The 24,488-nt window shown below is 66.2% G+C and carries 3 protein-coding genes; all 3 read left to right on the top strand.

The features are described from left to right. The first annotated feature begins 35 nt into the window (after positions 1–35). Genes FMP39_RS22750 through FMP39_RS22740 form a run of 3 tightly spaced genes read left to right on the top strand, consistent with a single transcriptional unit; the run spans position 36 to position 24,471 of the window. Complete coding sequence (locus FMP39_RS22750; RefSeq protein ID WP_141592364.1) at positions 36–7,223, top strand: non-ribosomal peptide synthetase; 7,188 nt, start codon at positions 36–38, stop codon at positions 7,221–7,223. Next, on the top strand, positions 7,223–23,506 hold the full coding sequence (locus FMP39_RS22745) for a non-ribosomal peptide synthetase/type I polyketide synthase (protein ID WP_141592363.1): 16,284 nt from the start codon (positions 7,223–7,225) through the stop codon (positions 23,504–23,506). Before FMP39_RS22750 ends, FMP39_RS22745 begins: the two co-directional genes overlap by 1 nt. Continuing rightward, complete coding sequence (locus tag FMP39_RS22740; RefSeq protein WP_141592362.1) at positions 23,506–24,471, top strand: proline iminopeptidase-family hydrolase; 966 nt, start codon at positions 23,506–23,508, stop codon at positions 24,469–24,471. Before FMP39_RS22745 ends, FMP39_RS22740 begins: the two co-directional genes overlap by 1 nt. The last annotated feature ends 17 nt before the right edge of the window (positions 24,472–24,488 follow it).

The following is a 24,488-nucleotide window of genomic DNA, read 5'->3' as shown; positions in this document are numbered from 1 at the left end:
GCCCCAGCCGTGCCCGTCCCCACGTCGAGGAATCCATGAGAGTGCTCAATGTATTGGTGAATACCGACTTCCACGCGTTGGCGCTTGAAATCATCGACTACCTGATCGACGCCGGCCATTGCGCCTACGTGTTGCGTCCCCCTGCGGAGTTGAGCAAGGAGTGGAGTGAACGGTTCACGTTCAACTTCACGCTCGTGGACGCGGAGGAGGTGTCTCACCACCCAATCGACCTGGAGTTCAACACGACAGCGCCCAGGAGCCCGTTCGGCCTCGACACGCTGTCGCTCCAGCTCACGCACGGGGATGTCGGCTCATTCAGCGCATGGCTCGGCAGGGGTAATGGACATGCCCTGCTCTGCCAGCGATCGCTCCCCGGAACCGCGACCCCGAGCGTGAGCACCCTGATCGAGGCCGCGAAGAACGTCTGCATCGACAGCCTCATCCTCCTGGCGCGGGGAGACGAGCCTGAAGGACTCTCGCCGCTCGCGCCCGGGAACAATCACCTGGCGGAGCTCGCCGAGCTGAGTCGAGCACTCCAGCACCTCTCGGAGGAAGCCCGCCAGCGGGCAGAACGAGAGGACTGCTTCTCCCTGTTGGACGCACTCGGGCCAGCCACGTCGCCCGAGCGCCCTCTCTTCGAGCGTACGCTGGACCGAAACCTCTCCTCGATTGAGTTCGAGTTGCTGGGGCTCGGCCTCCAGGTGTTGCTCAACGCTCGCCAGGATGGTTGCTATGAGTATGAGTCGAGGGTCGGCCACGCCAGGATGCGCAAGGCCATCGAGGTCCGCGGGCGAAGCGACTTCCCCTCCCTCCGCGATCTGCTTGACCGTCCCATCTACGGCATCCAGGACAACACTTTCTTCGATTACGACACCGCATTTGACGGCCCGCCCCCTGGACTCTGTCTTTGTTACGACTCACCAGGACTCCACTCGGCCGCGCCGCTCACCCTGAGCTACCACAGCGCCAGTCAGCACCTGAAGGTCAGCGCGGTTGACCATCCCTTCTTCGCGCACCTCTGGGAGCACATTGAGCTCTTCATCTCCAGACTGGACGATTTCGTCCGGGGAGCCGTCTGCTTCCGCCAGCTGCTCGCCCTCCCCGACGCGCTCATCCAGCGCTATGTCATCGAGGAGAACCAGACGGAGAGAAGCTTCCCCTCCGACCAGACCATCCACGGGCTGTTCGAGGAGCAGGCCCGGCTCAGGCCCGACGAGGTCGCGGTCATTCATCGAGACGTCAAGCTGACGTATCGGGAGTTGAACCAACGCGCCAATCAACTGGCCAGATATCTCCAGGAGGCCCACGCAGTCCTCCCTGGCTCGCTCATCGCGCTCTACCACTCTCGAAGCGAGCAGCTGCTCGTCGCCATCCTCGGCATCTTGAAGCTGGGCTGCGCCTATGTGCCGCTCGACCTCGCCTCCCCCGTCAGCCGCACGCTCAGCATCCTGGACGACAGCCGCGTGAGCTTGCTCCTCACGGATTCAGCGTGCATCCAGAAGCTCGAAGCGGGGCTGCACCGCCAAACCGCCCAGTCACCTATCGTTCTCGACTCGGAGGAGGTCCAACACGCGCTCCAGGCCATGGGCTCCGAGGACCTGGGAGCGAACTCGACGAGCCGAGCTCTGGCGTATGTCATCTATACCTCCGGCACCACCGGCAAGCCCAAGGGCGTCGCGGTGGAGCACCAGAGCTTCGTCAACATCGCGACCGATATCAGCGCCCGCCTGTCCTTCACCGCGGGAGATCGAATCCTCGCGGTCACCACCGTCGCCTTCGACATCTCCACCCTGGAACTCCTCATGCCGCTGATGCGTGGCGGCAGCCTCGTTGTCGCAGAACAAGCGGATCTACTCGACCCGAGCAAGCTGCTGTTCCTCATCGAAGAGGTAGGAGTCAGTGTCGTCCAGGCCACGCCCTCGCTGTGGCAGACGATTGTCCCGCATCTAAAGGGCCGGAAGCTGGCCATCCGCGCACTGTGTGGCGGCGAGGCCCTGCCACCGTCCCTGGCCGGTCAGCTCGTGGCATCGGTCATCGAGTGCTGGAACGTCTACGGCCCCACCGAGACCACAGTTTGGTCCACCACGTTCCTCCTCGACGAGCACGAGAGCCGGGTCTTGATTGGAAGACCGCTGGCCAATACCCAGTGCTACGTCCTCGACGCGGAGCAGCAACCGCTGCCGCCGGGCGTCCCGGGAGAGTTGTACATCGGCGGCCAGGGGCTGGCCCGCAGCTACCTCAACGCCCCGGAGCTCACCGCCACCCGTTTCGTCCCCAACCCGCTGCCGGGTACGCCCGGTGGGCGGCTCTATCGAACCGGCGACCTGGTCAGATACCTGCCTTGCGGCAACCTGGAGTTCTTCGGCCGCAATGACTTCCAGGTCAAGCTGAGAGGTCACCGCATCGAGCTGGGCGAAATCGAAAGTGCCCTCAAGCAGCACCCCACCGTCGAGCACAGCCTGGTGGTGGTCATGCGGCATGGGGCCCATGGCTCCAGTGAGAACCAGTTCCTGGTGGGCTACTACGTGGCGCCGGAACCCATCGAAGACGCCCGACTCAGGGCTCACCTGGAAGCCTGCCTGCCGGACTACATGGTCCCGGCCGCCCTCATGCACCTGCGGCGCCTGCCTCTGAATCAAAACGGCAAGGTCGACCGCGCCGCACTGCCCCCACCCTCCCTCGCGAGGACCGGCGTCCACGTCCCCCCCGCGACCGAGCTGCACCGGCACCTGCACGGACTCTGGGCGAAGGTTCTCGAGGCGCCGGAGCAGCGCATCGGCATCACCGACAGCTTCTTCAGCCTGGGCGGCAATAGCATCTCGGCCATACGCCTGATGAACAGCATCAACAGCGCGCTGAAGGCCAACATCACGATCCGCGACATCTTCGATGCCAGGACCATCGAGCGACTCTCCGACGTGGTGAGCGCGAGCCTGGGACGTTTCGCCTACCAGGACCATCTCATCCACGGCATCGACGAGGAGGCGCTGCACACCCCATTCCCGCTGAACAACGTACAACAAGGCTACTACTTCGGCCGCTTCAACAGCTTCGAACTCAGCAACATCTCGACCCACGTCTACAGTGAGTTCCGCTACAGGCGCCTCGACCCGGCACGGCTCGAGGCGGCACTCAACCGACTCATCGCGCGCCATCCAGCGCTGCGCACCCAGTTCAACGACGGGCAGCAACACTTCCTGCGCGAGCACGGCCATTACGCCATCGCCGTCCACGAACTGCGGAGCGTGGCGGAGCTGGAGGAGCTCCGTGCCCGGTATTCCCACAAGGTCTATGATCCCGACCAGTACCCGCTCTTCGACATCGTCGTGAGCCGGCTAGATGGCGTCTATCGGCTGCACATCAGCTTTGATGCCATCATCATCGACATGGCCAGCTTCCGCATCCTCTTCGAGGAGTGGAGCCAGCTGTATCAGTCCCCCACCCAGCAGCTGCCCTGCCTCGGCGTCACGTACCGGGACTACGTCTTGGCCTATGAACGAATCCGGGAGGGCGAGCTGTTCGCCAAGGCGCGCCGATACTGGGAGGGCAAGGCAGATGCCTACGAGCTCGAGCTGAAGCTCCCCCTCGCGGTCCATCCTTCGAGCATCGTCAAGCCCCACTTCAAGCGGATGAGCCGGACGCTCCCCACCTCGGTGTGGGAGCGCCTGCTGGCCAGGTGCAGGCGACACGGAATCAGCCCGACGGCCTTGATTCTGGAGCTCTACAGCCAGGTCCTGAGCCGCTGGAGCGGACAGGAGCGGCTGTGCGTCAACCTGACCCTGTTCAACCGGCTCCCGCTGCACGCCGACATCGATGGCATCATCGGCGACTTCACCGTCCTTGAACTCTTCGACTACCGCCTCGAGCCCCGAAAGACCATCGTCGAAAAGCTGCGCGGTGTTCACGACGCGCTGTTGCAGGACATCGAGCACAACCTGTTCGATGGCATCGACTTCCAGCGTCTGCTGAAGATGCAGCGCGGAATCCCTGGCAACAAGGTGATTGCCCCAGCGGTGCTCACCAGCGTGCTCGGCATGAAGGGCAAGGCGAGCATGTTCGAGCTGCCGCTGGGAGACAGCTACCTCGGCATCGACTACGCCATCTCGCAGACGGCCCAGGTCTGGCTCGACAACAAGGCCTACGAGACCGACGACGGTTTCGTCGCCGAGTGGGACTACGTCGAGCAGCTCTTCGACGAGCAGGTCATCTCCGACATGCATTCGGCCTACTGCGCCGCCATCGAGGGGCTGGCGCGACTGGACTGGGAGACAGCGGCCTTCCCGGCCATCGAGGCACCCGCGCATGACCTTGCGTTGATCCACGAAGCCAACAGCGCGCGGCAGCCGCGTGCCAGTCAGACCCTCTTCGGGCGCTACGAGCAGGAGTTCTCCAGACAGGGCTGGGAAGCCAGGACCGCCGTGACGGACGTCGCCCTGGGGCGCACCTTCAGCCATGGCCAGCTCCATCGGGATAGCCACTGCCTGGCGCTCCAGCTCGCGGCGCTGCGACGCCGGTCGCCCACGGCGCTGATCGCCGTGCTCTCAGAGAAGGGCTATCTCCAGGTGGTCGCCACGCTGGCCATCATGAAGTCGGGCGCGGCCTACCTGCCGCTCAACAGCGAGTGGCCTGCAGGGCGTATCGACGAGGTCATGGTCCAGGCCAATACGCCCGTCATCCTTGCCTCGCGGGCACAGCTCGAGCGCGACGAAATCCAGGCCCTCGCCGGTAGGTACCAGCTGCTGGACCTCGATGCGCTCGTCTCGAGCGAGGCTCAGGCACCGCTCGCCTCTTCCGAGCAGACACTGCCAGACGTCCACCCGGACGACGTCGCCTACGTCATCTTCACCTCCGGATCGACAGGTAAGCCCAAGGGCGTGACCATCAGCCACCGGGGCGCGGTCAACACCATTGACGCCATCAACAGCCGGTTCAAGGTCTCCTCCCGTGACAGCGTGCTCGCCCTGTCCGAGCTCAGCTTCGACCTCTCCGTCTACGACTTGTTCGGCGTGCTGGCGGCGGGCGGAAACATCGTCTTCCCCATCCAGGCCGAAACCAAGAACCCCGCCCACTGGCTGGAGCTCGTGGAGAAGCACGGAATCACGCTCTGGAACACCGTGCCTCAACTAGCGGGGCTGCTGCTCGACGAAGCCTCTGGCAGCACCGGACGGCTCGCGTCCCTCCGGCTCTTCCTGCTGAGCGGTGACTGGATTCCCACCAGCCTCCCTGGCCGCATTCGTGGCCAGTGCCCCAACAGCCTGGTCATGAGCCTTGGAGGCGCCACTGAGGGGAGCATCTGGTCCATCTGGTATGAAATCGCGCAGGTCGACCCGTCCTGGAGCAGCATTCCCTACGGCACGGCAATGCCCAACCAAGGCATGTATGTGCTGGACGGTCAGTTGCAGCACTGCCCAGTCGGAGTCACCGGTGAAATCTACATCGGTGGCGAGGGGGTCGCGCTCAACTACTGGCGGGCCCCAGCCCTGAGTGAAGCGCGCTTCATCCAACACCCCCACCTTGGCCGGCTGTACAGAACCGGGGACCAAGGTCGCTGGTCCCGCGCGGGACATATCGAGTTCCTCGGTCGCAACGACTTCCAGGTGAAGCTGAACGGCTACCGCGTCGAGTTGGAAGAGATTTCAGCGAAGCTGTGCCAGGTCCCCGGCGTGGACAGCGCCGTCGTGCGCATCCACAAGAGCAAGGGTCGGGAGCACGTGGTGGCATACCTGGTGCCCACTCCCGAGCCCGACCGCCCAGCGGAACACATCCAGCTGGACAGCTTCCTGCTGGCCTCTCACGGCCTCCTGGATGACGCGACCACGCAGCACCCCCTGCCCATCGTGCCGGACGAAGGCGCATGGTGCCTTCGGAAGAGCTACCGTCAGTTCCTCTCACGCCCCATGGAGTCTGCCTCGCTGGTCGAGGCCGTGCAGGAGACACTTGGCGCCAGGCAACCCATGCTCTCGCTCGTCCACCGGGAGCTCGACCGGACCACGCTCGCGGCATTGCTCACGCCGCTGGCGGCGATGCGCCTGGAGGGCCGGGCCCTGCCCAAGTACCGCTACCCTTCGGCTGGCAGCACCTATCCGGTCCGCTCCTGGTTGAAGCTCGGCAGCGCCACGGCCGGCCTCCCCCGGGGTTCGTACTACTTCCACCCGGTGCGACATCAGCTGTGTAACGTCGAGGGGACTTCCGCCGAGTTGTTCGACGACGATGACCGCGATCAGCTCGCCCTGAGCATCCACTGGCCGGCCATCACGCCTCTCTACGGCGCTCAGTCCCGGCGCCTGGCATTGCTCGAGCTCGGGCACATCCTTCGCTTCCTGAGCGAGCGTCTGAGGGAGCAGCGGATCGCGCACGAAGTCGTGCTCATGGAGCATCCGCTCGACACGGACAACACCGTCGTCTGCCGGATCATCCTTGGTGGTGAAGGTAGTGGCTTCGAGCCAGCGCCACTGGTCCCGCGCTGCTTCCAGAAAGCCGAGGACGGGCGCAGCTACGCCGAGGTGGCGGGCCCAGGCCGGTTCCCCGTGAGCCACGGTGCCATCCCCGGGAAGGTCGCTGACGCCCACGCCATCCTTCGTCAGGCCCAGTACGCCGTCGTGTTCGAGGGTGACGAGAGCATCCAGATGCTCGTGTCGGCCGGGTACCTGTCCCAGCGCCTCGCGGATGAGCTCCATGAACGAGAGCTCGGCAGTTGCATGCTCGGCGTGAAGCTGACCGAACACGGCATCTACGGCATGGCCGTGGGCCCCATCGAGCCGAGCGCGCAGGCGCAGCCGGACAGCCCACTCCAGCGCGAGGCGCTTCGCGGCGCGCTCAACCGGGAGTTGGCCAGCGTGCTGCCCGACTACATGCTGCCGGAATTCTACCACTTGTTGGAGAGCCTGCCGCTGACGCCAAACGGCAAGCTCGCCGTCGACCGGCTCCCCACCATCGACTTCAGCATGCCCCGCGTGGCGCCGAAGAACGCCGTCGAAGCCACCCTGGCGAGCATCTGGCAGAAGACGCTGGACCTCCCGGAAGACTCCGTCAGCACCGACCAGAGCTTCTTCAGCCTGGGCGGCAACTCCCTGTCCGCCATGCGTCTGGTCAGGGCGCTCAACGTCGAGCTGGGGCTGAACATCAAGCTCAAAGACATCTATCAGCACAACACCATCAGCGCCTTGGCGCGGGCCTACGTCCCCGCGCCCGAAGCCGCGACGCGTGAAGAGGGGGAACTCTAATGGTCTTGCTGCAACTGCTCGGCGAACTGAAGGCACACGGCATCGTCTTGTGGCTCAAGGGCGGCGGCCAGCTAGGCTACAGTGTCCCGAAGGACACGGGCTTTCCCGATGCGCTCAAGGAACAGGTCCGGCAGCACAAGGGCGAACTCCTTGACCTGCTTGCGCTCAACGGCATCGACTCGGCGCAGCGCGCCCGCGACAGCGTGTACCTCAAGCTGCCGGCTGGGCAGAGACCACGCGCGCTGCACTCCATCCAAAAGGGGATGTACCTCCAGAGTCGGATAGACGCGCTCCCCTACACCTACACCATTCCGCTGTTCGTCCGGCTCCAGCACGCCGACCTGGAGCGGCTCGACGCGGCCCTGGTGTCACTGCTCGAACGACACCCCATCCTCCGCATGAGCGTCGCGGAGGACCTGAGCTTCACGTTCTGGGAGTTGGAGCAGCACCCCATCCAGCATGTCCGGGTGGAGTCGGTCGCCCTAAGCCAGGCTTGCGAAGCGCGAGCCCGGATGGGATTCGAGCCCGGCGCGCCGCTGCTCCGCCCCGAGGTGCTGGAAGTGACGGGGACCCCGGACGTCGTCGTCAGCCTCTGCCACCACCACCTGCTCTCCGATGCCTACTCCGCGGAGCTGCTGGTCCAGCAGTTGATGGCCTGCTACGAGGCGTCTGGCGACGGCGCGACGCGAGTCAGTCCGGATGATGCCAGCCGGGCGCTCGACTATTTCGACCACGCCGCCTACCAACAGGTGGAGTGCGACAGCCCCACCTATCGTGAGGCCCGACGGGTCCTGGTTCGCAAGCTGGAGCAAGCGCAGAAGCTCCAGCTCAATCGAAAGAAGGTGCTGGCGTCCCAGGAGAATCACGCCGGCACCCTGACCTTCACCCTCGACGCCGACACTTGCCAGCGGCTCAGGGGCGTCGCCAGCGGACACAACCTGGGGCTGTATTCCCTCCTGTTCACCGCCCTCTACCAAACCCTGGCGACCTTCTCGAACAGCGAGCCCGGCTTCCCCATCGGCCTGACGGTGGCCAACCGCCCCGACGAGTTCCGTCACGCCATCGGTCCCTTCATCAACACATTGCCGCTGGTCCCCGAATACCAGGCCAGCGAGAGCTTCCTGTGGAACGCCGAGCGCGTACAGCAGGAACTGCTCTTTTTGAACCAGCACCACCAGCTCAACGTCAACATGCTGGCGGAGCAGATGGGCAACAGCGAGGAGCTATCCGAGCTGATGCAGGTGCTCTTCACCCTGCACAACTTCAAGCCGGTCGATCGCTTCCCGGCGAGCATCTCCTATGAAGTGCTGCCTCACCCGGATCTGGCGGAGAAGTTCGGAATCACCCTGGTGGCCCGGGAGCACCGCGAGCACGTCTCGTTCACCGTGACCTATGCCCGTGACAGCTTCGAGGAAGCGTTCATCCAGGCACTGCTCGACGGCTACCAGACGCTGCTCTCCAACCTGACGATCGACAGCGTCCACCAGCCGGTCCATCACCTGAGCCTGCTCAGCCCGAGCGAGCGGCAGCGCATCCTGGTGGACTGGAACGAGACGGAGGCCCCCTTCGAGGGTGGACTGACCGCGGCCCAGCTCTTCGAGCGGCAGGTGCTGCGGACTCCGGACAATCTGGCGGTGATCTATCAGGACACGCGCCTCACGTACCGGGACCTGAATGCGCGAGCGAACCAACTGGCACACTGGCTGCGGACCGAAGGCGGAGTGGCGCCAGAAAGCCTCGTCTGCCTTTGCCTGGACCGCAGCGAGGACATGTTGGTGGCGGTGCTGGGCATCCTCAAGGCCGGCTGCGCCTACGTCCCCATCGACCCCAGCTTCCCCCCAGAGCGACGGGACTTCATCCTCGAGGACACGCGGGCTCCGGTGCTGCTCACCCAGGAGCGTTACCTGCCCTCCTGGCGCGACCGCCAGCCGAGCGCACACGTCTTCGCCATCGACAGCGCCAGCACCCGCGCCATGCTCGCACAGCACCCCCGCGACAACCCCGCTTCCGTCATCGACGGCGAGGCGCTCGCCTACGTCATCTACACCTCCGGAACCACTGGCAAGCCGAAGGGGGTGATGTCCGAGCACACGGGGCTGGTCAACCGCCTCCAGTGGATGAACAAGCAGTACCCACTGCAGGAGACCGACAAGATCCTCCAGAAGACCACGTACGTCTTCGACGTGTCGGTCTGGGAGTTGCTCTGGGCCAACTGGTATGGCGCCTGTGTCGTCTTCGCAGAGCCGGAGGGCCACAAGGACGTCGACTACCTGCTCGGGTTGATGGAACGGGAGTCGATCAGCGTCGTTCACTTCGTCCCGTCGATGTTCGGCGTCTTCCTGGACAGCCTGCGGGCCCGCGCGACGCCGTCGCGCCTGTCGAGCCTGCGCTACATCTTCTGCAGCGGCGAGGCCCTGCCCCTCAATCAGGTGCGGGACACCCATGCGCTGCTGCCAGCGGTGCGGCTCCATAACCTCTATGGCCCCACCGAGGCTTCCATCGACGTGCTGCACTTCGATTGCACGGACCGCGCGCTCGACTCAGTCCCCATTGGAAAGCCCATCGACAACACCCAGGTCTACGTACTCAACGAGGCCCTTCGGCCCCTGCCCATCCACGCCATCGGTGAGCTGTTCCTGGGCGGAGTCGGACTAGCACGGGGGTATCTGAATCGTCCCGAGCTCACCGCGCAGCGCTTCATCCCCAACCCCTTCGCCGCTCCGAGCGAGCGCGACGCCTCCCGCTCACGGATCTACCGCACCGGCGACCTGGTCCGCTGGCTGCCGGACGGCAACCTCGAGTACCTCGGCCGCAACGACTTCCAGGTCAAGATTCGTGGGCAGCGCGTGGAACTGGGGGAGATAGAAGCCGCCCTGGCCCGGTTTCCCGGGGTCAAGCAGGGCCTGGCACTGGTCCGTACGCCCACCGGCGATCCGGACGCGGCCCAGGTACTGGTCGGCTACTACGTCTCCGCGCATCCGCTGGATGAAGCAGCGCTGCTGCGACACCTCAACGAGAAGCTGCCCCAGCACATGGTGCCCAGTGCGCTGGTGTTCCTCCCCCATGTTCCGCTGACCCTCAACGGCAAGCTTGACCGCAACGCCCTACCCGCCCCACGGCGGCCGGAGCGCGAGCAGTACGTCCCCCCTCGGGACCCGCGGGAGGAGCAGCTCCGCGCGCTCTGGGCCGAACGCCTGGGACTGGAAGCGTACCGGCTGGGAATCCGTGACGACCTGTTCAGCCTGGGCATGGACAGCATCATCGCCATCCAACTGGTCAGCCGCCTTCGCCAGCAGCTGGCCTTGAAGGTCACCGTCAAGGACGTCTTCGCCCACAAGACGTTGGAGCGCTTCTACGACCACCTGCTGGCGCGGGAAGCCGAACAGGCTCGCGCCTCGGAGTCCGTGACCGAGCAAGGCTTGCTCGAGGGCGAGCTCGGACTGCTCCCCATCCAGTCCTGGTTCTTCGCCCAGGACTTCGCGCGGCCCGCCCACTGGAACCAGGCGTTCCTGGTGAAGACGCCCCCCCTGGCTCCCGAGCGATTGGAGGAGGCGCTGCGAGCCCTGGTGCTGCACCACGACGCCTTCCGTCTACGCTACGAGCCCATCCCCGGGCAGCGTGAACCGCGGCAGTTCTACGCCCCCTCCGCGCCCGTTCCCCCCCTGCGCCGGTTGGACGTCCGCACCCTGGCGGCGGCCGAAGGCACAGCCGCCTTCCAAGAGGAGCTGCACCAAAGGCTGACCGACTGGCAGAGCCACTTCGACCTCCACCAAGGCCCGCTGCACTGCTTCGGCCTCCTGGAAGGCTACGCCGAGGGGGGCTGCCGGCTGTTCTTCGCCCTGCATCACCTCATCGTCGACAGCGTCAGCTGGCACATCCTGATCGACGACCTCCAGGCCATGTACGAGCAGCGCCCGCTTGGCGCGAAAGGAAGCAGCTACCGCCAATGGGTGGCCAGCGTGGCGCGCTACCAGGAGCTCCACGCGGCCGAGCGGGAGTTCTGGCGAAAGCTGCTCGCCGACCACCATCCGTCCCAGCATCCCTGGCTCTACGCCCCCGCGCCCGGTACGCCCCATCAGCGCCAGCTCAGCCTCGACGAGGCGCAAACGGACGTCCTGCTGCGCAGCGCCCATCGCGCCTACCACACCCAGGTCAACGACCTGTTGCTGACAGCCATCGGCTACGCCCTGCGGGAAATGGACGGCAATCCCATCCATCACCTGATGGTGGAGGGGCATGGCCGCGAGGAGTTCGACGCGACGCTGGACATCACCCGGACCCTGGGCTGGTTCACCACCCTGTATCCCGTACGCCTCAGCGTCGCGAGCGACCTCGGCGAAGGGCTGAAGCAGGTCAAGGAGGCGCTGCGCGCAATCCCCGAGAAGGGCCTGGGCTTCGGGAGCCTGCTGGGCTACGGCGAGCAGTCCCTCCCCCCCATCTGCTTCAACTACCTGGGGCAGTTGGACAGGGACGGCGCCCCCCCGGACGCATGGCGGCTCGTCCCGGAAGACGGCGGCGACGCCATGCCCTCGGTCAACCAGAGCGGCGTCCTCCTCAACATCTTCGCCTTCGTGGTCAACGGTCGATTCCACCTGCGGCTCGACTCGCGCATGGAAATGCCACTGACCGAGAGGTTCCTCCTGGCTCTCGATCGGCAGCTCTCCACGTTGCTGACGTACTGCCTCGAAAAGCAGGGAGGTGAGTACACCCCCAGCGACTTTCATGGGGTGACCGGCGAGGCGGACCTGGCCGCGCTGCCGCTGCTGCCCAGGCCGGAGCGCGGCGAGTGGTTCGCCATGACCGAAATCCAGAAGGCCTATCTCATTGGCCGACTGGGTCACTATGAGATCGGCAACGTCGCCAACCATATCTACAACGAGTATCACCATCCCCAGCTCGACATCGACAGACTCGAGGCGGCGCTCAACCGGTTGATCGCCGAGTGCGACGTGCTGCGAACGGTGTACTCCATCGAGCACCTTCGGCAGCGCTACTTGCCCCTGGAAGACATCCCCCCCTACGTGGTCAGGGTCCATCGCTTCGAGGCACAGCGCTACACGCCGGCCCTGCTCGAACCCGTCCGCGCGCGCCTCTCTCATCATGTCTACGATGCGGAGCGGTTCCCCCTGTTCACCTTCGAAGTGAGCCGCTTCGAGGACCGCTGTGTCCTGCATATCAGCATCGACCTGCTCATCCTCGACGTGCAGAGCCGGCTGATGCTGCTGGGTCTGCTCAACGACCTCTACCGAGGCGTGGACATCCGCCCCAGGCTGCCGCGGGTGACGTTCAAGGACTACCAGGACCACGCCAGCCTGCTCAAAGAATCTCGCTGGTATCAGAGTGACAAGGCCTACTGGCAAGCCCGGCTGCCAACCCTACCGCTTCGGCCCTCGCTCGCCTTCAAGCAATCCCCCGAGAGCATCACGCAGCCGCGCTTCGCCGAGCACACCTTGTACGTCGAGCCAGGGACATGGGCGCGGTTCAAGGCCCAGGCACAGCGCAACAACGTCTCCTATTCCTCCGCGCTGCTCGGCCTGTTCGGGAGCTTGATCTCCTACTTCTCGGGCTCCCGGGAGTTCCTCATCACCCTGACGCTCTTCAATCGCTACGCGGTGTGCGACGACGTCGAGGCCATCCTCGGGGACTTCACCTCGACCACCCTGTTCCATTTCGACCAGACAGGGCCAGACGCGCAGTCGCTCCTGCGCCGAACCCACGATGTCCTGTGGGAGGACATCTCCCACGCGCTCTACTCCGGCCTCGAGGTGCAGCGCGAGCTGAGCCGGCTGCACGGCCTGGACTCCCACAAAGCGGTCTCCCCCATCATCTTCACCGGCGTGGTCGGGAACCAGACACGCCAGTTCGAGCGGACCTCCTTCCTGGAGGACAGCGAGCTCATCGAGCAGCGCTACTGGTGCGCTCAGACGTCCCAAGCATGGATCGACCTTCAGGCCATCGAGGTCGGCGACCGCTTCATGAGCAAGTGGCTGTACGTGGAGCAACTGTTCGACGCCGGCTACATCGAACACCTCAACCGGCTCTACTGTGCGCTCATCGAACACCTGGCGGAGCACGACTGGCGCGAGGAGCTCCCCTTCGAACGCTACCTGCCCACCCGCGACCGCGACATCATCCACGCGGCCAATCAGGCGACCCTCGATCGCAGTGACGACACCCTGTTCAGCGTCTACGAGCGCAACTGCCGGGAACGCGGGCTCGAGTCCGCCATCGCCGTGGTCGACCTGGGCAGGAACGAACGCTACACCTACGCCACGCTGCTCTCGCACACCGAGCGACTGGCCCGGGTGCTGTACCAGCTTGGCGGCGATACCCTGGAGGCCGACGGCAGCAGGCCCCAGTTGATCGGCGTCCTGCTCGAAAAGGGCTACCACCAGGTGGTGGCCTGCTGCGCCATCATGAAGGCCGGTTACGGCTACCTGCCGATGCACAGCGAATGGCCCGCAGGCCGGGTGGGCGACGTCCTGAGCCAGGCTGGAGCATCACTGCTACTGGTCTCCCAGGCGCAGTACGACGACACCGAAGTGCGGACACAACTGGGTGGCAGATACCGCCTGCTGGTGATCGACGAACTGCTGGCACGCGCCGACGAGGAGGCGCCAGCGCAGCCACTGCCCCAGGTCGACGCCGATGCCGTGGCCTATGTCATCTTCACTTCCGGCTCCACCGGCAAGCCCAAGGGCGTCACCATCTCCCACCGCGGCGCGCTCAACACCATCCATGCCGTGAATCAGCGCCTCGCGGTGAGCCCAACGGACAAGGTGCTGGCGCTCTCCGAGCTGAGCTTCGACCTCTCCGTCTACGACCTCTTCGGCCTGCTGGCCGCTGGCGGGCAGATCGTCTTCACGCCTCCACGCGCCACGAAGGACCCCTCTGCGTGGCTGGAGGCCATCGAGCGTGAGCAAGTCACCCTGTGGAACACCGTGCCCCAGTTGGCCGGCCTCCTGGTCGACGCCATGAAGCACGGCGGCAAGACCTCCAGCTCGCTGCGGGCCTTCATGCTCAGCGGTGACTGGATTCCCACGCGGCTGCCCGATCAGCTCCGTGCGCTCGCGCCCAACGCCGAGGTCCTGAGCATGGGCGGCGCCACCGAGGGCAGCATCTGGTCCATCTGGTACCCCGTCGAGACCGTCCCCGCCGAATGGACCAGCATCCCTTATGGCGTGGCCATGCCCAACCAGAAGATGTACGTGCTCAGCCCGGCCCTGTGCCACTGCCCCGTGGGTGTCACGGGTGAAATCCACATCGGTGGCATGGGTGTGGCGCTCGGCTACTGGCGGGACGAAACGCTGTCTCGTGCTCGCTACATCGAACACCCGACGCTGGGACGACTGTACAAGACCGGCGACCTCGGGCGCTGGTCCGCGCAAGGGTATATCGAATTCCTGGGCCGCAACGACTTCCAGGTCAAGTTGCGCGGACACCGTGTCGAGCTTGGGGAGATTGAAAACGCCCTTCTGCGTCATCCGGCCATCAAGCAGAGCGTCGTGCTGGTCAAGAACCAGGGGCAGGGAGGTCACGGCGCGCAGTATCTGGTGGGCTACTACGTAGCGGAGCAGGCGCTGGACGAGCAGGCCCTACTCGAGCGGCTGGCCACCAGCCTGCCGGAGTACATGGTGCCTGCCGCGCTGGTGCACCTGCGCGAGTTGCCGCTCACCGCCAACGGCAAGCTGGACCGCAATGCCCTGCCAGTCCCCGGCCTCGGTGGCGGTGCCCAGCGCGCGGAGCCGCGAGATGAACGTGAGGCATCGCTGCGCGCAATCTGGGCCAAGGTCCTGGGAATGCCGGAGGAGCAGCTGGGCATCCGCGACGACCTGCTCCGCCTGGGAATGGACAGCATCGTCAGCATCCAGATGGTGGGCCGCCTGCGCCAGCACTTCGGGGTGAAACTCAGCGTCCGCGACATCTTCGCCCACAAGACCATCGAGCGCTTCTATGACCAGGTCCTGCGCGACGCGGTGGCGCGGGAGGACTCCAACACGCACGGTGAGGAGGGCCCCCTCACCGGCGAGGTCCCCCTGTCGCCAATCCAATCCTGGTTCTTCGCCCATCGGTTTCCCCGCGCGCACCACTGGAACCAGTCCTTCCTGGTGAGGACCCCCGCCCTTTCTCTTGATGAACTCCAGGGGCACCTGAACACCCTGGTCGCGCGTCATGACGCCTTCAGCCTGCGCTACCGGATGACGCCGGCGGGCGAGCCCACGCAGATCCACACCGGGGACGCAGGGACCGCGTCCCTCCGGCATCTGGATGTCCGCACGCTAGGCTTCCCCCAGGGCAGCGCCGCGTTCGAGCAGGCATTGCAGGACCGGCTGACCGAGTGGCAAGGCGGCTTCGACCTGGAACATGGCCCCACCCACTGCTTCGGGTATCTCGACGGCTACCAGGACGGCAGCAGCCGGGTGTTCTTCGCCCTGCATCACCTCATCGTCGACGGCGTCAGTTGGCGCATCCTGGCCGAGGATCTGGCCACGCTCTGCCGGGGCGAAGCCCTCGGGGCCAAGGGCACCAGCGTGCGTCAGTGGGGGCACGCCATGGCCGAGTACGCCCAGCGACACGACGACGAGCGCGCCTATTGGCGCGGCGTGCTCGCCGACTACCAGCCCCCCGCCCAGCGACCGCCGAGCGGTGCGCCGGTGGAACTGCACATCGCCTTCAGCGAGCTCCAGACCCGCCAACTGCTGCGCAACTGCCCGCGGGCCTACAACACCCAGGTCGGCGACCTGCTGCTCACCGCGTTCGCCCATGCCCTGCGCGCCGTCACGGGCGACCCGGTGCACCACATCCTGATGGAAGGTCATGGGCGCGAGAACATCGCCGAGCATCTGGATGTCAGCCGCACGCTCGGCTGGTTCACCAGCATGTTCCCGGTGCGGCTGTCCGCCGGGGAAGACCTGCTCGACAGCCTCAAGTCCATCAAGGACCAGCAGCGCGCCATTCCCAACAAGGGCGTGGGGTACGGCGCGCTGTTCGGCTATTCCCTCGGGCAGCTGCCCCACATCTGCTTCAACTACCTCGGACAGGTCGGCCAGGCGTCCAGCGAGCATGGCGACTGGCAGATTGTCGACGAGCCCGGCGGCGGCGCCCTGCACCCCGACAACCTGTTGCCCTACAGCATCAACCTCGCCGGGATGGTCGCCGGCGGGCATCTGCGCTTCATCCTCACCTGTCGCACCGAGCCGGAGCGAGCGCGGCGGCTTGCCCATGCGTTCGAGGCGTCCCTGGCGGAACTCATCCAGCGGACCGCGTCGTGCTCGCGCCGCTACCTGACCGTCAGCGACCTCGACCTGCGCGTCTCCCCAGCCTTGCTGGAGCGGCTTCAGGCGGAGCGCGACATCGAGGACGTGTTCCTCGCCAACAGCCTGCAGCAGGGCTTCATCTACCACGCGCTGCAACAGGCCCACGTCGACGAGGCCTACCGCGTGCAGGCGGTGTGGGAGTACCCCTGCACCATCGACCCGGCGCTGCTCGAGGACGCCTGGCGCTGGACGCAACGGGCCTACAGCAGCTTGCGACTTCGCTTCGACTGGCAGGAGGAGATGCTCCAGGTCGTCGACCGGAAAGGGCAACTGAACTGGCGCTACCTGGACCTCGTCGGGCAGAGCCCGGCATTGCAGGACGAGGCCTTTGAGCAATTGCTCGCAACGGACAGAAACACCCCCTATGACCTGAGCGCCGGCAGCCTCTTCCGAGTCTACCTGCTCAAGCGCGGCGAGACGTCCTACACCTGCCTCTTCAACACGCACCACGCGATTCTCGATGGCTGGAGCAGCCCGCTCCTGCTGGACACCGTGCACGGGTTCTATCGCGCCCTCGTGAAGGGCAGACCTCCCGAGCTGCCCGTGGACAGCTACCCCGCGAGCCAACGCTACCTCCAGCGCCACCACCGCGAGCACGAGGCATTCTGGCGTGCCTACCTGAGCGACCTCGACGGCGGCTGCGACCTCGGAGGTCTGCTGCGGGAGGGCCGTGTGCTTACCGACATCGCCCAGTGCAAGCGGGTTCAACGACAGGGCCAGCGCGGCCTGTCACTCAGCCCCGCGCGGATGGATCGGTTGAGGAGCACGGCGCGAGAAGCCGGCGTCACTCCGAACGTGCTGTTGCAGTATGCATGGCACAAGGCACTCAGCATCTTCGGACGCAGCGCCCAGACCGTGGTCGGCACCGTGGTGGCCGGACGCGACCTCCCGGTGGACCACATCGAGCTTTCGGTCGGCCTGCACCTCAACACCCTTCCACTCCGGGTCCGGCACACGCCTCCCGCTTCGACCTTGCGGGAGGAGCTGCTTCGGCTCCAGGGCGACGTCAACGACATCAACCAGCGCAGCACCATCGACCTGGCGAGCCTCCAGCGCAACGGGGAGCGGCTGTTCAACAGCCTGTTCATCTACGAGAACTACCCGAACAGCGCCAATACCTCCGATGACCGGCTGATCAACGCCGTGTTCAAGGCCCGCTACGAGAAGCGCGACTATCCCCTCGTGGTTTCAATTGGCGAGCAGCACGGCGGCCTGGTCTGGCACCTGGACTTCGCCGAGGAGCTGTTCGAGCCCGCCGCCATCGAGCGCCTGCTCTCCTGCGTCGAGCAACTCCTCATCCAGTTGGAGGGCGACCTCGAGCGCAGCCCCACTTCCTTGTCCTTCCTTTCAGAAGCACAAGCGCAGTGGGTGCTCCGCGGGCAGAACGCCACGGACAGCGAGCAGCGCCAGGAGCTGACGATCCACCAGGCCTTCGAGAGGGTCGTGGCGGCGTCCCCCGCGGCCGTTGCCCTCGAGCACAGGGACCGCCCCCTGAGCTATGGCCAGCTGAACGCACTGGCCAACAAGGTCGCGCGCCATGCCCTGCGCCAGCTCCCGCTCCGCGCGGAAGAACCCGTGCTCATGCTGGTGGACCGTGGTGAGCTCACGATGGTTGGCCTGCTGGCCATCCTCAAGATGGGCGCGGCCTACATTCCGGTGGAGCCCACCTATCCCGATGATCGCGTCGCGCGCATCCTCGCGGACAGCAAGACGCGGTTGGTGCTGACCCAGGGGAAGTACCAGCAACGCCTGGCCCGGCTCCAGCCGGACCTGACCACCCTCGCCCTGGACAGCGCCGCCCCGCCCTGGAGCGAAGAAGCGGAAGGCAACCTGTCGCGGCCCGTCGCGCCGACACAGCTCGCCTACATCCTCTATACCTCCGGCACCACGGGTCAGCCCAAGGGCGTGATGATCGAGCACCGGGCCTTCATGGGAACCCTCCGCGCTCTGCGCGAACAGTACTTTCCCACCCCGGGCCCGCTGAGCACCTACAGCATGACCAACTATGTCTTCGACATCTTTGGTCTGGAGTACGGCCTGCCCCTGCTCAGCGGCGGGCGCCTGCACCTGGGTGACACGTCGTTCACCAGCCTGAGCTGCGCGGAGTACGACTTCATCCAGATGACCCCGAGCCTGCTGGAGATGAAGCTGGACGCGCTCATTTCCCACGACGCGACCAGGCTCCTGGTGGGCGGTGAGAGGCTGGAGCGCCATCTGCTGAACAAGGTCCGACGCCGCGGGCTGCCCCTGGTGAATGTCTACGGCCCCACCGAGACGACCATCTGGTCCACCTCCCGCGCCTACCTCGACACGCCGCCAGATGACACCACGCCGGTCACCATCGGCCGACCGCTGGCGAATGAGACGGCCTACGTCCTCGACGCCCAGGCTCGGCTGCTGCCCGTCGGCGCCGTCGGAGAGTTGCACCTCGGCGGAGAGGCCGTGGCGCGGGGCTACTTCAACCGTCCCGAGCTGACCGCCGAGCGGTTCATCGCCAACCCATTCCAGACCGCGGACGAGCGCCGCGCGAATCGCAACGCCCGGCTGTACAAGACCGGAGACCTGGCGCGCTGGCGGGAGAATGGCGAGCTCGAGTTCCTCGGACGGGTGGACAATCAGGTCAAGATCCGTGGCCATCGCATCGAGCTGGGGGAAATCGAGAGCGCCATCGTCCGTTTCCCGGGGGTGAAGCAAGGCCTCGCGCGGATCGCCCACCTCGGGGCATCCTCCGCCGAGGCAAGCACGGCGAACCAGGTGCTGCTCGGCTACTACCTGTCCGACGCGCCGCTGGACGAGAGCGCGCTCGCCGCCCATCTGGCGACGCTGCTGCCGGACTACATGCTGCCCAACGCCCTGTTGCACCTGCGGCAGCTGCCACTGACGGTCAACGGAAAGCTGGACGTGACGGCCCTCCCGTTGCCAGGAGGGGTCCGGAGCAAGTCCATCACGCCGCCGCGCGGCGAGGTCGAGACGCTGCTCGCGGGGCTCTGGAAGGAGGTGCTCGGCCTGGAGCAGGTCGGCGTCCACGAGCGGTTCTTCGAGCTGGGGGGAAACTCCATCCTGCTCACCAAGCTCTACATCCGGCTGCCCGGGCACCTGCGAGAGCGCGTCAGCATGGTCGAGCTGTTCAAGTATCCGACCATTGCCATGCTCAGCGAGCACCTCCAGGGCGGCGCCCCCCGCGAGGAGGCCCCGACGGCCCGCGCTGAGCGGGTCACCACGGCGACAGGGCACCAGGACATCGCCATCATCGGCATGGCGGGCCGCTTCCCCATGGCCGATGACCTGCGGGAGTTCTGGGACAACCTGGCGTCCGGCCACGAGGCGACCCAGCACTACAGTCGCGAGGAGCTGCTCGAGGCCGGCGTGCCGGCAAGCCTCCTCGAACAGCCCGGCTACGTCCGGGCCCAGAGCCGCTTGAGGGACTTCAAGCGCTTCGACGCCGCGTTCTTCGGCTACTCCCCCAAGGAGGCCGAGCTCATGGACCCCCAGCACCGCCTGTTCCTGGAGTGCGCGTGGCATGCCCTGGAAGACGCAGGCTGCGACCCCTTCACCTATCAGGGGGACATCGGCGTCTACGCGGGCGCCGGTCAGAACAACTACGACCGCGACTACGTCCAGCCGACCCTGGACGCTGGCGACCTGTCCGCTCAGTACCAGGTGATGGTCAACACCCAGGCGAACTTCCTCTGCACCAAGGTCGCCTACAAGCTGAACCTGACCGGCCCGGCGGTGACCGTGCAGACCGCGTGCTCCTCCTCGCTGGTGGCGGTCCATCAGGCCTGTCTGGCCTTGCAGTCGGGTGATTGCGACGTCGCGCTGGCTGGCGGCGTGTCCATTGGCCAGTTGGAGAAGCGGGGCTACCTCCACCAGGAGGGCCTCGTCTTCTCTCCGGATGGCAGGTGCCGGGCGTTCGACAGCGCGGCCCAGGGCACCCTGGAGGGCCAGGGCGTCGGCATCGTCGTGCTGAAGCCACTGGAGCGGGCGCTCGCGGACGGAGACGCAATCCGCGCGGTCATCAAGGCCACCGCTATCAACAACGACGGCCGGGACAAGATTGGCTACACCGCGCCGAGCCAGAAGCGACAGGCCGACGTGATTCGCGCGGCCCACCGCAAGGCGGGAATCTCCCCTCGGAGCATCAGCTACATCGAGGCCCACGGCACCGGCACCGTCCTGGGCGACCCGATTGAGTTCGAGGGACTGAAGGCGGCCTTTGGCGACACACCTGGCCCGGCGCCCTACTGCGCGTTGGGCTCCGTGAAGACCAACATCGGCCATCTCGACGTGGCTGCCGGCATCGCCGGGCTGATCAAGACCGTCCTCTGTCTCGAACATCGGACGCTGGTGCCCACGCTGCACTTCCAGGAGCCCAATCCGCGCATGGACTTCGAGCACGGCCCCTTCTACGTCAACACCCAGACCCGGCCATGGACGGCCGAGGGGCCGCTGCGCGCCGGCGTGAGCTCCTTCGGCATCGGCGGAACCAACGCGCACGTCGTCTTGGAGCAGGCTCCGCCGAGCACGACCGCCCCCACGCCCACGCGGCCCCGTGCCCAGCACCTGCTGGTGTTGTCGGCCCACAGCGCCGAAGCGCTGGAGCGACAAGCCGCCCAGCTGGCGACACACCTGGAGGCCCATCCCCAGCTCGACCTGAACAGGGTAGCCTACACGTTGCAGGTCGCCCGCCACAGGTTCCCCCACCACCGCGTGGTGGTCGGGGCGGATAGGGAAGCCCTGCTCCAGGCCCTCCACACGCCCCAACCGGGCCTCCTGGCCAAACAGGGCGTGGGCCCGGTGGTCTTCATGTTCCCCGGCCAGGGGGCCCAGTACGCCGGCATGGGCCGCTCGCTCTACGAGCACGAGCCGCGCTTCCGTGGGAACGTCGAGCGGTGCCTGGCCATCCTCCAGCCTCACCTCTCCAGCGACATGGGCGAGGAGGACATCCTCGGCTGGAACGAGCGAGTCCATCACACGCAGGTCACCCAGCCCGCGCTGTTCATCCTCGAGTACGCCCTGGCGCGCTGGTTCATCGACCTTGGTATCAGGCCCGCGGCGATGATTGGCCACAGCCTCGGCGAATACACGGCCGCATGCCTGGCGGGTGTGTTCTCCCTGGAGGACGCGCTCCTGCTGGTCCTCGAGCGCGGCCGATTGCTGGCGTCCCTTCCCGAGAGCAGGATGCTCGCGGTCTCCCAGGCGGCTCACGCGCTGCGAGAGCGAGCTGAGCGCTACGGCGTCGACATCGCGGCCATCAACGAGGACAACCACTGCATCCTCTCTGGCGGCGCCGAGACCATCGGTGACCTCGCCGCGGCGCTGGCGAAGGAGGGAATCGCAAGCAAGCCGTTGAAGGTGTCCCATGCCTTCCACTCGCGGCTGCTCGACCCGGTGCTCGCGCAATTCGAGGCCCGCGTCGCACGGCTGCGGCTCCAGCCGCCGCGGCTCCCGTTCCTCTCCAACACGACCGGAGCCTGGGCCGACCCGGCCGAGGTCGTGACGCCACGCTACTGGGCCCAGCACCTTCGCCAGACCGTGCGCTTCCACGATGGGCTGACCACCCTGCTCCAGGATACGCGGCTGCGCCAGGCCACCTGCATCGAGGTCGGGCCGAGCCACATCCTGACTCGACTGGCGCAGCGCCACCCCGCACGCGGCGATTCCCAGGTGCTCCCCACGCAACCCAGGGCCGAGCAGCCCGAGCGCGCCTGCGCCGACCTCGCGACGGCGCTGGGCGGGCTCTGGGGCTTGGGCCATGCCATCGACAGTGATGCCTACCATGGCCTGAGCGCCAAGGACCGGGTACGCCTACCGGCATACCCATTCACCCGTCAGTCGCACTGGATTGGGGCGGAGAAGAACGCCCCGCCAGCCGCGAGCCCGCCGCGACAGGAGCCAACATCCTTCGCGGGCGACGAACTGACCGAGGCCGTCGCGGACATCTGGCGGAGACTGCTCGGGGTTCCCGATGCGCGGCTGGATGACGACTTCTTTGAGCAGGGCGGGGATTCGCTGGCGGCGGTCCGGCTGGTCGCCGCCATCGAACGAAGACTCGGCCTGAAGCTGGAGTTCATGAGCCTGGAGCAACACACGCTCCGGGCCATCTCGACGCACCTGCAACAGCACCTGGCCGGCCACACGTTCTCCGACAGCTCCCTCGTGGTGCTCAAGAAGGGCAACCCTCAGGCCGAACCACTCGTTCTGGTGCATCCCATCGGCGGTGACGTGTATTTCTACCGGGAGCTGGCGCAGTGCCTGCCCCCGGGGCAGCCCGTCCTCGCAATCCGCTCACCCATGCTCGACGGGGGCGCCAGGTTCGACAGCATCGAGGCCATGGCCGAGGCCTATGTCGCCCTGCTGGAGAGCCAGGGCGTCCACCCACCCTACCGTCTGGGCGGCTCCTCGTTCGGCGGAATCGTCGCCTATCACATGGCCGGCATCGTCGAGCGACGCCACGGCTTCGCTCCGGGGCTGGCGCTGATTGACAGCCCCGCTCACGGCAACCTCCCCACGAGCATGAACGAGCTGGAGATTCTCGATTACCTGGCCAGATACGGCCTGCGTGGGCTGAGCTTCTCCCACGAGGCGCTGAGCGCCCTACCGAGCCTGGAGGAGAAGGTTCGGTATCTGGCGAGCCGCGCACGTGGCACGGCCTTCGAGGACTTGCTGTCCGCCGAGTTCCTGCCGCGCTTCATCCGAACCTGGTTGTGCCATGGCGAGCTCATGCAACGCTATGTGCCGGCTCCCTACGGGGGACCGCTCCTGTTCTTCTCGCATCAAGAGCCCATCGCCGAATTCCCGTCCGGCCAGTACAGCCACTGGCGAAAGCTCGTTACGGGGCCGTGTCAGGAGATCTCCATTCCAGGCAACCACCTCAGCATGAACACCATGCCGAACGTGGCCCATATCGCCGAAGCGCTCCGCCAGCACTCCCCCCTCGTCACCCCGTCAAAGGAGTCCACCTGATGAGCACCGAGCTCCCGCGCAGCACTCCCACTACCGTGAATGTCCCGGGCACGCACGACTTCCAGGGCGCGGCCACAGGCCGCTGCCCGGTGGAAGGGGGAGAGATCTGGTACGAGGTGCTCAACGCGTCCGCCGTGCGCCCGCCCCTCCTGGTCGTCCACGGTGGACCCGGAACGCCGCATGGTTACCTGAGGTCGCTGGCGGCCCTGGTCCCGGAACATCCCGTCATCGTCTATGATCAACTGGGCTGCGGCCGTTCGGACCAGCCCAAGGATGCATCCCTCTGGCGACTTGAGCGCTTCGTCGCGGAGTTGGAAGCCCTGGTCCGGCGGCTGCGGCTCGATGCCTTCCATCTGCTGGCGCATTCGGCCGGCACCATGCTCGCCTGCGACTATGCGCTGGCGAACCCGCGGACCTTGCTGAGCCTGACCATGCTCTCCCCCGTCCTGAGCGCCAGGCAACATCAGCTGGAGATGCAGCAGTTGCTGGAGAGGCTGCCGGCTGACGTCTCCAGCCATCTGATGATGGCGCTGAACGGCGGCACCGTCGCCTCCATCGACTATCTCGAGGCAACCCTGCATTTCTCCGAGCAGTACATGTGCCGGATGAGCCCATGGCCCGACGCGCTGATGGAGGTCTCCAGCCACACCAACGCCAGTGTCAGGGACAGCCTGTGGGGCAAGACTGAGTTCCGTATCACCGGCAGTCTGCGGGACTACGAGCGCCTCGATCGACTCCCGTCGCTGACCGTGCCCAGCTTGCTCATCTGCGGCCAGCATGACTTCACCACGCCCCGCCTGTGCAGGCGCTACAGCGAGGCCATGGCGAACGCCGAGCTGGTGGTGATAGACAACGCATCCCACATGGCGCACCTGGAGCAGCCCAGACGCTTCGCCAACGTGCTCAATCCATTCCTTCAAAGGGTGGAGAAGTCATCCCGGCCGGATTCGCCTCCGGGCGCCTGAGCAGGAGCCCGGAGCTG

The organism is Myxococcus sp. AB056 (genome assembly GCF_006547365.1).
GTDB classification, from domain to species: Bacteria; Myxococcota; Myxococcia; order Myxococcales; family Myxococcaceae; genus Myxococcus; species Myxococcus virescens.
Note: the sequence above shows the minus strand (reverse complement) of the source record. Positions and strands in the feature narration are given on the sequence as shown.

Coding starts and splice junctions, on each gene's coding strand:
- FMP39_RS22750 (WP_141592364.1), top strand. CDS start 36: ATGAGAGTGCTCAATGTATTGGTGAATACCGACTTCCACGCGTTGGCG.
- FMP39_RS22745 (WP_141592363.1), top strand. CDS start 7,223: ATGGTCTTGCTGCAACTGCTCGGCGAACTGAAGGCACACGGCATCGTC.
- FMP39_RS22740 (WP_141592362.1), top strand. CDS start 23,506: ATGAGCACCGAGCTCCCGCGCAGCACTCCCACTACCGTGAATGTCCCG.